Source organism: Pleurocapsa sp. CCALA 161 (assembly GCF_003003995.1).
Taxonomy (GTDB): domain Bacteria; phylum Cyanobacteriota; class Cyanobacteriia; order Cyanobacteriales; family Xenococcaceae; genus Waterburya.
On record NZ_PVWF01000108.1, the window covers coordinates 1 to 15,723 of the forward strand.

At 40.3% G+C, this 15,723-nt stretch carries 14 protein-coding genes and 2 pseudogenes; 8 read left to right on the forward strand and 8 right to left on the reverse strand.

What is annotated here, in order from left to right:
* The 3 genes and pseudogenes from C7B62_RS26285 to C7B62_RS26655 all read left to right on the forward strand — a co-directional run.
* A pseudogene (locus C7B62_RS26285) lies at positions 1-775 on the forward strand (hypothetical protein); the annotation flags it as partial.
* Positions 776-869: 94 nt separating this feature from the next.
* On the forward strand, positions 870-1,325 hold the full coding sequence (locus C7B62_RS19775) for a hypothetical protein (RefSeq protein WP_199194292.1): 456 nt from the start codon (positions 870-872) through the stop codon (positions 1,323-1,325).
* Positions 1,326-1,642: 317 nt separating this feature from the next.
* Positions 1,643-1,792: pseudogene (locus C7B62_RS26655) on the forward strand (IS6 family transposase); the annotation flags it as partial.
* Here C7B62_RS26655 and C7B62_RS19785 read toward each other — a convergent pair.
* The gene (locus tag C7B62_RS19785; protein ID WP_106241198.1) at positions 1,792-3,594 is read right to left on the reverse strand and encodes an ABC transporter ATP-binding protein; all 1,803 of its coding nucleotides are present in this window, start codon (positions 3,592-3,594) and stop codon (positions 1,792-1,794) included. The pseudogene C7B62_RS26655 and the gene C7B62_RS19785 sit on opposite strands and share 1 nt — an antisense overlap.
* Before the next feature lie 286 nt (positions 3,595-3,880).
* Here C7B62_RS19785 and C7B62_RS19790 point away from each other — a divergent pair, with 286 nt between their 5' ends.
* Together C7B62_RS19790 and C7B62_RS19795 are read left to right on the forward strand one after the other, a co-directional pair.
* Positions 3,881-4,111 (forward strand): type II toxin-antitoxin system HicA family toxin, encoded by a 231-nt coding sequence (locus C7B62_RS19790; protein ID WP_370304085.1) that lies wholly within the window; start codon positions 3,881-3,883, stop codon positions 4,109-4,111.
* A complete protein-coding gene (locus C7B62_RS19795; protein WP_106241164.1) occupies positions 4,101-4,319 on the forward strand; it encodes a type II toxin-antitoxin system HicB family antitoxin in 219 nt (72 codons plus the stop codon). Before C7B62_RS19790 ends, C7B62_RS19795 begins: the two co-directional genes overlap by 11 nt.
* 4 nt (positions 4,320-4,323) lie before the next feature.
* Here the strand turns inward: C7B62_RS19795 and C7B62_RS19800 are convergent, their stop codons facing one another.
* Positions 4,324-5,358 (reverse strand): ABC transporter substrate-binding protein, encoded by a 1,035-nt coding sequence (locus C7B62_RS19800; protein WP_106241167.1) that lies wholly within the window; start codon positions 5,356-5,358, stop codon positions 4,324-4,326.
* Positions 5,359-5,706: 348 nt separating this feature from the next.
* Between C7B62_RS19800 and C7B62_RS27230 the strand changes: the two genes are divergently transcribed.
* Entirely contained in the window at positions 5,707-5,823 is a 117-nt protein-coding gene (locus tag C7B62_RS27230) for a hypothetical protein (RefSeq protein ID WP_146132146.1), read from the forward strand.
* Between the two features lie 81 nt (positions 5,824-5,904).
* On the opposite strand, the gene C7B62_RS19810 is transcribed toward C7B62_RS27230, so the two are convergent.
* The 3 genes from C7B62_RS19810 to C7B62_RS19820 all read right to left on the reverse strand — a co-directional run bounded on the left by C7B62_RS19810 (position 5,905) and on the right by C7B62_RS19820 (position 10,000).
* Positions 5,905-8,031, reverse strand: coding sequence for a TonB-dependent siderophore receptor (locus C7B62_RS19810; RefSeq protein WP_106241171.1), 2,127 nt, complete (start codon positions 8,029-8,031; stop codon positions 5,905-5,907).
* Between the two features lie 271 nt (positions 8,032-8,302).
* Positions 8,303-8,875: an AMIN domain-containing protein gene (locus tag C7B62_RS19815; RefSeq protein WP_106241174.1), complete on the reverse strand. Its 573-nt coding sequence runs from the start codon at positions 8,873-8,875 to the stop codon at positions 8,303-8,305.
* A gap of 132 nt (positions 8,876-9,007) precedes the next feature.
* A complete protein-coding gene (locus tag C7B62_RS19820) occupies positions 9,008-10,000 on the reverse strand; it encodes a helix-turn-helix transcriptional regulator (protein ID WP_106241177.1) in 993 nt (330 codons plus the stop codon).
* 312 nt (positions 10,001-10,312) lie between these two features.
* Between C7B62_RS19820 and C7B62_RS19830 the strand changes: the two genes are divergently transcribed.
* Positions 10,313-10,522 (forward strand): type II toxin-antitoxin system HicB family antitoxin, encoded by a 210-nt coding sequence (locus C7B62_RS19830; RefSeq protein ID WP_106241183.1) that lies wholly within the window; start codon positions 10,313-10,315, stop codon positions 10,520-10,522.
* Positions 10,523-10,535: 13 nt separating this feature from the next.
* On the forward strand, positions 10,536-10,748 hold the full coding sequence (locus C7B62_RS19835; protein ID WP_106241186.1) for a type II toxin-antitoxin system HicA family toxin: 213 nt from the start codon (positions 10,536-10,538) through the stop codon (positions 10,746-10,748).
* A 117-nt stretch (positions 10,749-10,865) separates the two neighbouring features.
* Here the strand turns inward: C7B62_RS19835 and C7B62_RS19840 are convergent, their stop codons facing one another.
* The 3 genes from C7B62_RS19840 to C7B62_RS19850 form a co-directional block, all read right to left on the reverse strand.
* The gene (locus C7B62_RS19840; RefSeq protein ID WP_146132147.1) at positions 10,866-11,807 is read right to left on the reverse strand and encodes an iron-siderophore ABC transporter substrate-binding protein; all 942 of its coding nucleotides are present in this window, start codon (positions 11,805-11,807) and stop codon (positions 10,866-10,868) included.
* A gap of 69 nt (positions 11,808-11,876) precedes the next feature.
* Positions 11,877-14,387 (reverse strand): TonB-dependent siderophore receptor, encoded by a 2,511-nt coding sequence (locus tag C7B62_RS19845; RefSeq protein WP_106241205.1) that lies wholly within the window; start codon positions 14,385-14,387, stop codon positions 11,877-11,879.
* A 114-nt stretch (positions 14,388-14,501) separates the two neighbouring features.
* Positions 14,502-15,506, reverse strand: coding sequence for an AraC family transcriptional regulator (locus tag C7B62_RS19850; protein ID WP_106241194.1), 1,005 nt, complete (start codon positions 15,504-15,506; stop codon positions 14,502-14,504).
* Positions 15,507-15,723 lie beyond the last annotated feature (217 nt).

A 15,723-nucleotide genomic window follows, 5' to 3' on the forward strand; every position in this document is an offset into this window, starting at 1 on the left:
AGCTAAGAAAGCCCAAGGAGCCACAACTCAAAGAGAAAAGCTGGAAGAGAAAATGGAGTTGGCTAAATTAAAGGGAGAGGGGAATAAATTCTCAACTAAGTTAATTAAAGCGCGTCAAAAGGAAGCCAAACTCCTAAATAAGTTCGCTGACATCAAAATATTACTCTATTGGTTGAGAATTGACATTTTATCCTTGGCGGGACCAGACTGGTCAGAACGTTTAGAATTGCTCAATTTCATTATCTCAGAACTCAAACAGAGGGAAGACCAAGCTCACAAAGGGATTAGGGCTTTGAGAATCGCCTTATCGAATCAAAAAGAAGATTTATTAGCCTTTGCTCAAGTTCTCGACCAGAAACTGGCAGATATTGCCCACAAGTTTCAGATTTCTGTATCTCAGGTGCGACAGGTCTGTTTATTGATGAAGAAATCCCTATCCACTAATGTCTATTGGCAGAAATGGAATCAGGTTTACCAAATACTGTCTGAGAAATTTCTCCCTGTGAAGGAGGCAGTAGAATCGGCGATGAAATCGACTCCCAGAGCCAGCTCTTTAGTAGAAAACCTTAATTCTCGCCTCAGAAATTACTTTTTCTTGAGAAAGCATCTGAATTCTGATTATCTTGACCTTCTCAGGTTTTTTCTGAATCATCGCACCTTTAGGTCAAGCCGAGTTCCCGAACGAGTAGGCAAAAGTCCTACAGAACTGATGACAGGAAACAAGCATCCTCATTGGCTAGAAATGCTAGGCTTTGAGCTTTTTCAAGCTGCCTGAAAATCAAACTTCTACAATAATACTTTTGTTCTGTAAGTGAAGCTCATAACTTGGCTTGACTTGACCTGCGTTTGTTACCCAAAATCTCCCGTTTTTGAACAACGCCAAAGGAAAACATAAATCTAGAGCTAATGAAATCATCGGTTTTGCAGCCATCTGTTTGGCTACACCTTTGGCTTATGGCGCAACCACAGGAAACCTCAGTATTGAAGCAATGGCAATGTGGGTACTTAATACCCTGTTTTTTAGCAGCGCAGTATATACCATCAAGCTACGTCGTAAGAAAACCGCAGCTTTTAGACCAGGAGTAATATATCATTGCATCGCTGCTTTAATTATTTTTAGTCTTTACAGTTTCAACTGTCTATCTTTAGTAACAGCTTTGTCTTTTGCGATCGCTTTACTAAAGTTACTCACAGTCTTTGGATTTAAAGATTGGTATCGTAAGGCTAAGTTCCATTCCATCGCCATTTTTGAAACCCGTTTTGCTCTAGTTTATATTGCGATCGCATCAATTAGCGTTCTTCCTGCTCACTTACCACCAAGATAACTTTAGATTTTTTGCTTTCGCTGTAATATTGCCGTCAATAGGTAGTGTTGCAGGAAATTGAAACGTCAAACGAAGGCAAAAGACGCTGCGCTACAAGGGCAGATGGCACAAAGGGCTTGCACGCATGTAGGTCACTCGTTGAGAAGGAGCTTGTACCCCTCCTCAACCTCTTCCGACTTAAGAAGTCGGGGCTTGTGTCCTTAAAGGATAAGTTTGAAGGATAATCCATCTGCCATCTGCCATCTGCCATCTGCCTTCCAAGGGCGAAGCCCTGGTCAATGTAGTAGTATTGAGCTGCTGTTTCTATCTCAACATTTATGAATTCAAAAACTCCCTTCAAATGGCGACACTTTCAAGCCGAATTCATTTTATTGTGCGTGAGATGGTATCTGCGATATCCGTTGAGTTACCGTGATTTGTCAGAGATGATGCGCGAGCGAGGATTGAGGGTCGATCGTTCCACAATCTACCTGCAAAATTCGTTTGAATTTAGTTTTAGTAGATTAGAAAATCTTGAGCTGGAATTTTGGGTTAAGGTAATGCGATCGCCATATTCAAGGATTTTTCCTCGTTCTAAAATTAAGATTTGGTCTACTTTTTGAATGGTTTGGAGGCGGTGGGCAATAATAATTGCGGTACGGTCTTTTAGTAGTTGTACGATCGCCCGTTCGATTAGCATTTCTGTAGCTGGATCGAGACGAGAAGAAGCTTCATCGAGAATTACTAAACCTGGATTTTTGAGAAATACACGAGCAAAGGCTAATAGTTGCGCCTGTCCCGCCGAAAGTCCGCTACTATCGGAATTAAGTCTAGTATCTAAACCTTGAGAAAGAGTTTCTAACCAGTCTATAAGACCTAATAATTCTAGGGTTGATAAAATCTCTGCATCGTTAATACTCGAATCAAAAAAAGTTAGATTATCCCGAATGCTGGCTTGAAAAAGCTGTACATCTTGAGTCACTATTCCTACTCGCTGACGTAATTCTAATAAGGGGATTTGTGCAGTTGCCGTATTATCTAAATAAATCGTACCGCGATCGACATCATAAAATCTTAAGAGCAAGCGGGCTAAAGTTGTTTTACCACTACCAGTATGTCCTAGTAGTCCCAACGTTTTACCAGCAGGGAGATTGAAGGAAATGTCTTGTAATGTCCAGTTTTGGTCTTGTGTCCTTCGTTTTTCATTATCAATTGCTCTTCGATTGCTAACAACTAATGACTTATCGTAATTAAACCAGACGTTTTCTAAGTTGACAGAAAGCGCTGCTGATGGGAGAGAGATTTGTCCCGTGTCTTGTAGATGAGACTGCAAATTAAATAGCTCGCGGATGCGGTAGATGCTAGCTTCGACTTGCTGGAGTTGTTCGAGTTCTTCGCGAATGCGTTCGATAGGTTCGCTAAGTAGATTGGTATAGTGAAAGATGAGATATGCTGTACCAATAGTAATTGCTTGACGCTGCCAGAGGTATGCAGCTAGGGCAAGAGCGATAGCCTTTCCTATGGTAAAAAGCCCGACGCTACCCGTCCAGAGTAGGGTACTAGTAAAACGAGCCTGATGATAGAGGGGTAACCAGCTTTGTAAGGTGCGATAGAATCTCTGCATCACATAGCCGACAGCACCATTAGCGCGAATATCTTCCCGTCCAGCAATTTGTTCGCCAATAAAGCCAAAAAACTCGGCACTCTTTTGACGATAACGAGTCCAAGGAACAACGGCAAATCTTTGTACTCTTAGTAAGCTTAACAGTGCCAAACCAGAAAAGAGGGACAGACTCAAACCTGCCCGCCAATCTTCTAAAAACAGGATAATTAAGATACCGATTAATAAAATGCCGTTGCCTAAAACGTGAATTACTAGTTGTGAGAAAAAGCGCGACAGGGCAACTACATCACCATCGATCCGTTCGACCCATTCTCCAGGCGTGCGGTATTTATGATGGGACAAATCTAGTTTTAAACAGTGTTCTGCCAAATCGATACATAGGGCATTAGTGGCAGTCCAGGCTACGGTTTCACTCAAGTAAGTAGTCAAAATCGCCAAACCTTGGTTTAATATCGACACGCCGACAAACACCGAAGCAATAGTAATCAAAGTTTTTGTCGCGCCACCCTTTACAGCCGTATCGATGAAGCGTCCTAAAAGCTGCGGGTTAAGGATTTGTAGGATAATGCTGCCGAGAAGGGCGATCGCCAGTTTGATTACCCGTCCTTGTTGTGGCTTGAGGTAATCATATAGAAGATCGCTATATTGCTTGAGAGGAATTTCCATAAAGTCGGACAAAATTTGAATTAAAACTACGACAGAAATCAGTTCGGAAGTAGCAGGTAGCAAGTAGCAAGCAGCAGATAGCAATTAAAAATGCTTCAACTAAAAGGCATGATGCAATAATTTCAATAGCTTATAGCTTATGGCTCTGCACAGTAGAATGACCAACAAAAAGCTACTCATAAAGAGTGTATCGAAAAGCGCGACTCAATTTGATTCCTAAACGGAGTTTTTTGACTCTTAAACGGAATAATTCACGATCTTACTTCCAGTCTCTCAGTTATGATGTATGCAGAAATTAAACATAGATGTGCCTAAAAAAATAAGAGAATTAAAAGCAATACTTATCAAGGCAGGTTTTGAATTGATTCCCAAAAGAGGTAAAGGTAGCCATGCAATATATCAATATCCTGGGACTACAATTAGAGTAAACTTACCTGGAAAAGATGGCTCGGATGCCAAATCATATTCCGAAAAACAAGTAAAACAAGCTATACAGAGAGCTAAGAATGAATCATAAGTACCAAATTACTATTGCTTGGAGTCTAGAAGATGAATGTTATTTAGCTTATCTTCCTGAATTTGCTAACGAAGTTATGCAACCTGTTACTCATGGAGAAACTTATCAAGAAGCTCTCCAACTTGGTTTGGAAGTAATGGAGGAGCTAATTTTACATTTACAAGCTGAAGGAAAACCATTACCAGTGGCTAAATTGGTTTTAGCTTAGATACTTATTTTGCCTCTTCTGCTTCCACACTGTCCAAAAGCAAATCAGGCAAAGATTCTAAAATCAGTTTATCGGTTAATGGCCCGCGAGTGTGACTGCCCCAAAGATAATAATCTACAAAATATACTCGACCTTGCTGAGAGACTGGCATGGATTTTAGTAAAGGATTCTGCGCCCATTTTTGACGCACCGTATCTTCCCAATCGTGGAAACTATCATCGCTATAGGATAAAACGATTATTAGGTCGGTTTCAATCTGGGGTAATATTTCCTGAGAAATTTCCGCCTCACCTTTTGTCCCTTCTGGCTGAACGATTTCAAAACCAATTTCTTTCAATAATCTGGCTGTGGTACTTTCAGGTTGTGAGTAAACATGAGTAGTTAAATTAGAGCTAATTAAAAATATACGGGGATATTTTTGCACTACAGGTTGTAGGGCTTTACGAGCATGAGCGATCTGCTCCTCAAATGCCTTTAGTAATTCTGACCCTTGAGCTTCTTTGCCTAAAGCTTTAGCAATTCCCTGAATATCCTGCTGCCAAGATTGAGGTTCATCAGGATTTTTAGTATCGCTAAATAGTAAGGTAGGTGCAATTTGAGTTAGCAAGGAATATTCGTCTTGATTATTCCACTCTTCCCCTAAAATTAAATCGGGTTGAAGTTGAGCCAAACGTTCGAGAGAGGGAGATTTGCGATCGCCCAATCCTATTGGCTGTGTCGTTACCCATTGACCGAGATAGGGAATTTGTTCTGTAGGGTTGTCGTAGGTTTGAATATTTAGATTTACTGATTCGGCATAAGCAGCAGGTTGAACTCCTAGTGCTAGCATACTGTCTAGAATATGGGGACTAAGGGCAGCAACTTGTTCAGGTTGACCGCAAACTTCTGTTTCTCCCATCTCGTGTTTAACCAGACGACATGATTCTGAACTAGCAGAGGTAGGGCGGTCGCTTGTTGAAGAATCTGGAGAGCGATCGCAAGCCACAACTAAAATGACAATACAGATTCCTATGGTTAGTAAACGACGTAATTTAGACATGAGCTGAGGAAGTTTAAGTAGCAGATAGCAAGTAGCAGATAGCAATTAAAGAAAATTATGAGCCTATTATTTGACTACCTAAGTTAAACTTACTAGTCATATATTTGATTCACGACGCTTGATTGTATCTATGAATAATCCACAGATTTCGATACAAGACAGAACTAGAAATTTTGCTAATAGAGTAATCAAAGTCTACGTTGAGTTGAATAAAAGAAAATACGATGATGCAATTCTAATAAGTAGCAAGTAGCAAGGAGCAAGTAGCAACTTGGAATTTATCAAAATTGCTATCTGCTATCTGAGCGAAGCGATACTTGCTACTTTAAAAGCGAGACTCGCTACTGGATGTTGCTTTTGATTGATAATGATATTATTCCCGAATCAAAACTAGCAACGATGCTAGACGAATTAAATCAAATAATAAAAATTCTAATTGCAACAACCAAAAAGCTAAAAGAATAATTGCTATCTGCTATCTGCTATCTGCTACTTGCTACTTACGAACCAATCAATGTTGTTGTCACAATTTAACGTAAGTACGATTTAAAACTCCACCGAAACACTACCTAAAACCGTAAACGGCGCACTAGGATAGATTAAACTAGTATTCTGTGAGGATTCAAAATATTCCTTGTCAAACAGATTTTTAAAATTAAGTTGCGCTCGCCAATTATCGCGATCGTAAAATAGACTGGCATCGGCGCGTACATAGGAAGGTATGACAAAATCATTGGGGATTTCTGCTTCTACATCCCCTACATAAAATAAGCCTGCACCAAAACCCAAACCTTGTAGACTACCCTGTTGAATTTCATAAGTCGTCCACAGACTCGCACCACTACCAGGAGCATTAATTAAGGTGTCATCTTCAGGATTATCTTCATCCCCTTCAGAGATAAAAGCGTCGTTAAAGAATAAAGAAGCAATAATATTCCAACCACTCAAAGGTTCTCCCGCCACATCTAATTCAATTCCGCGACTTGTCACCTCACCGATAGGAATGGAAAAATCGGGATCGTCAGGATCGGTTCTAGTGATATTAGTTTTGGTAATATCGTAAGCAGCTAGGGTAGTAGAAAAATCACCAAATTCCCCTTTTATTCCGATCTCATACTGCGTACCCCTTTCTGGCTCGATTATTTCTCCGTCGCTAGTTGTATCGGTATTAGGAATAAAAGAACGACTAAAACTGGCATAGAGAGAAATTGGTTCGACGGGTTGATAGACTAAGCCCACACGGGGAGAAAAGGCTTCACTGTCAAATTCGCTCTCGTCAGAAAAAGTCTCACCTTCAAATAATTCGTCAAATTCACTTTCATTCGTGGCAAAATCATATCTACCACCTGCTAAAAATTTGAGATTGGGTAACAACGTAACTTGGTCTTGTAGATAAAGACCCACAGTACTTAATGTTTTATTTTCAGTAAAGTTAGTATTATTATTGGGTCTTAGAGTGCCATATTGTGGATCAACTACGTTAATGGTCAAAGTTCCGTCTTCAAAAAAACCAACACTTTCATCTTGTAACTCGCTTTCTGCTAACTCGAATCCCGCTAATAACTGATGTTCCACCGAACCAGTTTTAAACTCACTAATCAAATCTGTTTGCCAGGAAATGTTGTCGTTAGAAAACTCTCCCTCAGAAGTAAATCTAGAGATTTCATTAGTTTCTGGATCTAATTCAAATAAGCGAAAAGCAGATTCGGAAGTATCGGAAATTTCCGCAGCAAAGCCACTACGTAGCCTAATATTGTCGCTAAAACGGTGGTTTAAGTTTAAATAAAAACTATGAGTATTAATATCTTCAAAATCCTCTGGTTCTCCTAAAAACCTTTCTCTAGGAAGTTCAAACACAATCGGATCGATAGGTAAACCATCATCAAAAGTTTGATTGGATTCTAAATACTCATATTCAAAGGTCAAGTTAGTGTTATCGCTAAAGTCATAGCTAATAACAGGGGCAATAGCGATAATTTCTGAATCGACAAAATCGCGGAAATTACCGCCATTTTGATAGGAAGCGTTAAAACGGTAAGTTAACTTTTTGTCCTCTGTCAAAGGTCCTGTAAGGTCAATCGCTGGTTCGACAAACCCAAAACTTCCCGCCGTAAATTCTAAATTGTAGAATGGTTCATCCAGAGGCTTTTTAGTAACGTAGTTAACTACACCTCCTGGTTCTACCTGCCCGTATAATACCGAAGCAGGACCTTTGAGTACTTCAATCCGTTCTACTACGTTAGGTGAAATATTTATCGTGTTGCCAGATATATTTCCCGATCTAAATCCGTTTCTGAGGATTCTAGAATTATCAAATCCGCGAATATTAAAGCGATCGCTAGCATTACTACGATCTCTTTGAATCGTTACCCCCGATACGTTACGTAAAGCATCCCCAATCCGAGTTACACCTTGGTCTTCAATTACTTCTTGGGGTACAACCTGAATCGATTGGGGTATATCCCGTAGCGGTGTATCAGTCCGCGTGGCAGTGGTAGCATTATCAGCACTGTAACTATCTTCTTCTTCTGCTTCACCCGTGGCAATAATCTGTAAGGGCGATTCGCGAATCGCCCCTACCTCATCTGGTTCTTGTTCGGCAGTAGTACTTTCAGGAGTGATGCTTAATACGGGGTTCGACCGAGATACACGTAAAATCGTGCCACATCTCATTCAAACCATTGATATGTATGGGTTTCAAAACTAGGTTTTCTCACAGACTCTTTATGTCTGATAAAGTGCATTAGCAGACATAAATCAACGAACAAATAGGGTTTTAAGTCTGCTAATGCTCCTCATAAGCCCTATTTTTAATGTCTGCTAATGTCTTTGGAGAAAGATAGTACCAAGCAAAATATAGATAAAAGCTTTATAGAGTAATGCTTTCAAGTTTTTTGCTATCCAGATAGATAGCGATCACAATAGACCTTGGAAAATCAAACCCTTACGTAGTAAGAGTTACAGGAAGATGTGGCATGATTTTACATATACCTCGGCACAACCCCAATACTAAGTTATCTCTACCAGTTAATACTTCCGCGCTGGGTGTCTGATTCTCTCCCGTAATCCTGACCTGAATACTGTTTTCATTGGTTTTACTAACCGTAATCTTATTGATTCCTGGTGCGGGGTTAGTTTCTGTCGCGCCATTTCTAAGGTCGAATGCTAGAGTTGCGTCGAGAATATCGATTACCAAATCATTCCCTTCTGGTAGAATCAACGGCACTAATCTTTCACTTCCCGCTACAGTTTTGAGAATTAACTCTAATCCATCAGGCGTTTGATTTACCTCTATCCCTGTAACCCGCGTTAAATTATCCTGCGCTAACAAATCTATAGATGATGGCTGACGTGGGGACTGCCCTAAAGGATTAGCTAGCGCGTCGGGGAATGAGGGACTAGGAGATTTCTTTATGAGAGCTTTCTCCCCGTCCAAAGAAGCCTCCGTTCCTAACACTGGTATTGCAAATAACGATAATAAACCTGTCAATATAAGTGGCTGTAGTCGATTCAACATAACTCCTCGCACCTTCTTGCCAAAAGCAAAAACCTTTTGTTTATTGATATAAATTCTTAATAAATAGAATCGTACCAGAGTGCGAGTTATAGCTATAGCTACAGATATTGCCCAAACGGAATAAAATATGTTCTAAACGGAATTTTTAGCTCGCGTCTGATATTGCTTTGGTGAAACACCGTACTTTTTGCGAAATCCTTTGGAGAGAGAAGTGTAACTGGCAAACCCTACTTTATGAGCAATTTCCGCGACGTTGAGCCGACGTTCTAATAAAAGCAGACGGGCTTGTTCGAGGCGATAACTGTGGAGATAGCCGAATGCCGTCGTACCGAACACTTGGCGAAATCCTCGCTTGAGGGTGCAATCATTTAATCCTACCTGTCGGGCTAGTTCGACCAGAGACGGTGGACTATCGAAGTTATTAGTGAGAATAGTTTTAGCTAGCTGAATGCGATCGCGATCTTCTGACCTAAGTGAATGTAACTTCGCTATTTGTTTATCACTTTGTTTAAGCTGCTCTAATTTTAAAGTAATCAGTTCCAAGCACTTACTCTCTAAGTAAATCTGCTTCGTTTTTCCCTGAAAAGGACAGTGCATGATTTGCATCAGTGCCGATCGCATGGCAGGAGTAATGCAATCTATCTCACTAAAGCTACCGCGATCGCAAATACGCTTTTTAGTTTCGGTGGGCAATTCTTCTAAGACTTCGGCGATCGATTGAGTTAACTCGTCAGCAGATTCTAAATGAATATCCACCTTCAGTAGAGGATCGTTAGCATAGGCAATCTGTACGTATTTATCTGGTTCGTCAAAACTTCCCCACTGAACAAAGTTTTCTCCCGTGCGCTTTCCACCGCGATCGCCCGACAAGTTAAAGCCAAACTCACGGCTGATATTGGGAACATCTCCATCTTTCCTGATTATAAATAGATCGTCATGAAGCTGATAGTTGAATAGTAATATATTGATACCGTGAAAATCTATCGACTGAATATATCCTTGCCCTAAGCGTTCTGGAACTAGCTGTAACGTTTCGGAAAATCCCTCAGACTTTAGGTTCCCAGAAGCAGGATTAGCCTCTTGCCAAAGCGCATCGTAATCAGAACCATAAATTGTAATTGTCATGACGATAAATTTGTTAGCAGACGGCAATTAGAGAGATATACGACCCTTTTTCAAGAGTACTTTAATTGCTAATTATTATCAATATGCTTAAAAAGGGCGAACCCTTTAGGGTATCCTTTAGGACGCGATCGCTTCTTGAACGGCGCATTCGCGCCAACGTCCCGAAGGGACTTTGCACTCCTTCGGAGTGCTGTGTCGCTACAATGGGGGAAACCCCCATATGCTTGCGGTATCCCTTTAGGGACAACGCGCTGCATCGCTTTGTACCAAAAAACATCATCTAAAATTAGAGAAAGCAGTAATTAAATAATAATGATAGTCAGAGCAGTTATTGAATGGGACGAATCAGCACAGGCATATTCGGCAACTTGTCCCGAACTCAATTTTGTTTCCTCTTTTGGCGACACTAAAGAAAAAGCGATCGCTAATTTAGAAGATGCTATTAAATTGATGCTTGAGCCTATTCCAGACGACCTGTATTCGGGAGATTCACCATCCGAACAGATAGAGTTAGTCTTATAAGCGAAAAAATTTAATGTCCCCACGCACTCCTAGATTGACGGCAAAACAAGTCATAAAACAATTAAAGAAAGCTGGATTTACAGATATAGGTCAAACAGGTTCACATCTAAAGCTATTTAATCGCGAAACTAGACGTACTGCCATTGTTCCTATTCATAGCAGTAAAATAATTCCTGTTGGAACTCTCAAAGCAATCGAAAAACAAGCTGACATCAAATTTGTATAACAAGATCGCTCGTGACGAAAGTAGAGCTTATTATCTATGGTATTAGCGATCGCGTAAAACAGACAAACGAGTTATCAAACAGTGCGATGCCTTCGGCTAGGCTTCGCCAATCGCTTTTTAAAAATTATCTTCTAGGAGATACTCAAACAAATCATCGAGGACTGCATTAGCTGCGATCGCGCCACTTCCAAGCCAATAATCTGGGACTTCATACACTTTTCCTTGCTGAACAGCTTCTAGTTTTAACCATAAAGGATCGGCTTTGAGAGATGTTAGCACTTCATCGATCTTTGCATCCCAGTCGCCAACAACTACAAACACAGCATCGCCATCTGCTTTATTAATAACCTCTTCGGAGATAGTGTATTGAATCGGATTATCTACTAATCCCTTTGTTTCTTCAAGATTTAAATCTTGCGAAGTTGGGCGAGATAAACCTGCATCTTCTAAGACAGTGCCTGGAAATCCTGCTTTAGTATAAAGATTAATTTGAGTAGGATAGATCCGCACAATTGATACATAAGTTTTACTACTGTTGCTCATCTTTTGTTGAAATTCTTTTGCCCGTTGGTAGTAATCAGACATGACTCGATCTACCTGTTCGGATTTGCCTAAAACTTTGCCGACAAAAGCAAAATGCTCTTTCCATTCTCCACTATGTTCAAAATCTACTAAAACAGTGGGTGCAATTTGACTGAGTTGAGAATAGGGGGCAGTTGATTCTGCAAGTCCTAGAATCAAATCAGGTTTTAATGCTAAAACTCTCTCTAAATTTATTGCTTCAACATCGCCGAGATCCTCAATACCTTCAGTAGATACAGGTGACATAATATATTCAAGAGGACTACCTACGGGTTTTTCATCCAAAGCTATAGCAGCCTCTAACATTACAGAATCTAAAACCACAATCCGTTGGGGATTAAGAGGAACGCAAGTTTCACCCATCGCGTGTTGAATTACCCGACAATTATCTGTCAAGGCAGAATTAGGTTTTGTTGGCGTGTTGTTATTACAGGCAGCGATCGCAACTACAATTAGAATGCCTAGTAAAAAAAGCAAAACTGAACGATAAAATCTTTTAAACAATGAAGTTAACCCCAACAAATTAGAATTCTACGGCGATCGTTCCTAAAATCTCACCGAAACCGAACCAATGATAGTAAAAGGATCGCCTGGTCTAACAAACTCTCTAAAAGTTTCACTTGACACAATATAATCCACATCAAAAAGATTTTGGAAGTTAAGATTTGCTTGCCAATCATTTTGACGATAAAACAATGCTGCATCAGTACGAACATAACTGGGTAAGGTAAAAGTATTGTCTAAATCCCCTTGTCTGTCGCCAACAAAAAAGACTCCCGCACCTAAACCAAAACCCTGTAAGCTTCCCTGCTGAATTTGATAAGTCGTCCACAGACTCGCGCTATTTTCAGGGACATTTTCTAATCTATTACCCACAGAAAAATCATTATCTTCAGTAATCTCGGCATCGGTATAAGCATAAGCAGCAATTACATTCCAGCCAGGTAAGATTTCCCCCGCGACATCTAATTCAATTCCGCGACTGCGAACTTCCCCCGCAGCAATACTAAAATCTGGATTATCGGGGTCGGTAGTAGCAAAATTATCGCGCTCGATTTGGTAGAAAGCCAAGGTAGTAGTAAGGTTGCCATCTAAAAATTCTCCTTTGACTCCCAGTTCGTATTGTGTACCAGTGGAAGGTTCGAGAACTTCACCATCAACAGTAGTGGAATTAAAGGGATCGGGATTAAAGGAAGTGCTATAACTAGCATAAAAAGAAATCGGTTCAACTGGTTGATAGACTAAACCAACGCGGGGACTAAATTTCTCTTGAGACTGTTCGGAAGTAAGATCTTCAGTAAAATCAATACTTTCTTGGTCATAAATATCCAAACGTCCCCCAGCCAAAAACTTGAATTGTTTACCTACTGAAATTTGGTCTTGCAGATAAATACCAATTAAATCTGCACGAACGTTTTCATCTCTCACAAATGAAGTTAAATCTTCTGGTTCGATATCAGGTACGGGATCTGCTTCTTGGGTAAAAATATCAATTAAGAATACAGGATCGTCTGGTAATCTTCCCTGTCTTCCTACACCAGTAGAACGGTCGTAATCCAATCCTGCTAAAAGTTGATGCTCGACTTTTCCTGTCTTAAACTCTCCAACTACATTAGTTTGTAAGCTGTAGTTTTCACTAATATCTTCGTTACGACGAAATTCCCTTTCTAAAATCCCCGAATCGTCAATAAATATGGAATCTAAAGTAAAATTCGACGTATCTGAAGAAACCAAGCTAAAGCTATTGCGGAGTTTCCATTTGTCGTTAAAACGATGTTCTAACTGATAGCTGGCATTAAACTGTTCTAATTCATATTCATCATCAGGCTGTTGAAAAATGCGATCGAAGGGAATATCGGCAACATTATCGCCTATAGCTACAATACCGCGATCAAAGGGGCTGGCTTGGGTAGTATAATTAAAATCTATGAGTAAGTCCGTGTTTTTGCCAATTTGCCAACTAATGCTGGGGGCGAGAGATAAACGAGTCGTATCTTGCTCAAAGTCGCGGAAATTACCACCAGCTTCAACAGAAGTATTAAAACGATACAGTAATTTCTGCCCTGAATCGATCGCATCAGAAAAATCAAAACTAGACTGAAATAAACCAAAGCTACCTAATTCAATACTTGTTTCGGCAAAAGGTTCTGATAAAGGTTTTTTCGTTACCAAATTAACTACCCCACCAGGTTCGAGATTGCCATATAGAATTGATGCAGGACCTTTTAAAACTTCGATGCGTTCTAATCGATCTAAACTGGGAAATCCTTGTCTGAAAGCACCTTGGCGAAATCCATTAACCAAAGTAGTATCTTGGGCAAAACCACGAATTACAAATCTTTCCGTACTATCGCCAAAACTATCTCCTGTGCTGACTCCACTGACATTACGAAGGGCATCTTCTAAACTATTAGCTTGTTGGTCTTCAATAACTTGTTGGGGTACAACTTGAATTGATTGGGGTATATCTTTTAATGGTGTATCGGTGCGAGTGGCAGTTGTGGCATCGGGAACAACATAATCATCATTTTCTGTTCCTCTTTCTCCTGTCGCGATAACTTCTATCTCCTCATCTGGTTCTTGTTCTGCCGTAGTATCTTGGGGAGTAACACTTAAAACCAGATCGTCTCTTCCTGGCACTACATCCGCGCTTGGGTTTTGATTTTCTCCCGTGATAGTTACGCGAATACTGTTGTCATCGACTCGATTAACCGCAACCCGACTAATTCCTGGTGCGGGGTTAATTTCGGTTACGCCATTGCGAATCGAAAACGCCAAAGTTGCATCCAAAATATCGATTACCAGATCGTTCCCTTCTGGCAAAATCAACGGTACTAACCTTTCACTTCCTGCTGCTGTTTCTAGAACTAACTCCAATCCCTCTTCAGTTTGAACAACCTCTACTCCCGTAACTCGCGTTACTCCTTGGGCAATATGCGTAGTATCTCCTCGTAAGGGCGAATCGCGAATCGCCCCTACATTCTCTGCTCCTAAAACTGGCATTGCTGCCAACGATAATAAACCCGTCAATACGCACAACTGTAGTCGATTCAACATAACTCCACACACCTTCTCGTAAAAGGCAAAATGCCTTGTAGCTTATTGATAATATTTCTTGATAAACTAAATACTATCAGAAGGCGTATAGCGAAAAATAGCACCAGATTTGTACTAAACGGAATAAAATTTGTCTTTAACGGAATTTTTGTTCTGACTCTGATACTGCTTAGGGGAAACGCCGTACTTTTTACGAAATACTTTGGATAGATAGCTGCAACTACCAAATCCAACCTGGGCAGCAATTTCTGAGACATTGAAACGGTTTTCTAATAAAAGCTGACGAGCTTGTTCTAAACGATGGTCATGCAAATAACCAAACGCCGTTGTACCAAATACTTCGCGAAATCCGCGCTTGAGGGTGCAATCGTTTAGTCCTACTTGTCTTGCAAGATCGAGTAATAAAGGTGGGTTGTCTATCTGCTGTGTTAGAATCTCTTTGGCGTGGTGAATGCGATCGATATCATCTAGTTTTAGAGTAAATGTAGAACGTTTGCTTTGATGTCGTTCTTTTTCCTCTTCAATCAACAAAGCCATTAATTCCCATACTTTACTTTCCAAATAAATCCTTTTGGTAATATCTTGAAACGGACAGTGCAGAATTTGATGTAACACCGTCTGCATGGCAATATTGGTTTTACCACGCCGATTATAGTAGTAGCGATCGCTTTCTCTTATTAGATGCTCCAATCCTATAGATGCCAATTCGCGATTGCCCAAAAACGCTTGAAATACTTCTGGCTCTATGTGGACATTTATCCCTACAATTGGTTCTGCTGCCGATTGTGACCACTTTTCAATCGGAGCGATACCGCTACCACATAGCGAATACTGTCCTGAAGGTATTGAGTTGGGAGTAGATTTTCCTGCGATGCTAAAGCAATATTCTAAGGGATGCGATCGCTCAGAGTGCTGCATAATTACATCGTCGTGTAGACGGTAATCGTCGATCGCTAGTTCTACTCCCTGTCGCAGTTGAATCTCGCGGTATGTCCCTTTTCCCAACTGTTCTGGATACTGATAGGTTACGTCAAATTTATCATTACGATCTAATTTTTGCTGACGTTGGGTTTCATGAATTAAATCCCAGTAGTCTTGTTTGGAAATGGTGACGGGCATCTTTTAAGTAGCAAGTAGCAAGTAGCAAGTAGCAAGTAAGAAACAACGCTTTTTTAACAGTACTTTAATTGCTAATTATTATCAATATGTTCAAAAAGAGCGAATGCAGGGGTTCGGTTCATTTGATGTTACTGCTTTTATGATACTGTTGGCGAAAGTAATCAATTGAAGTTTCAGACGTAATCTTCGGGAAGATAGTTAGTACAAGTACTCTGTA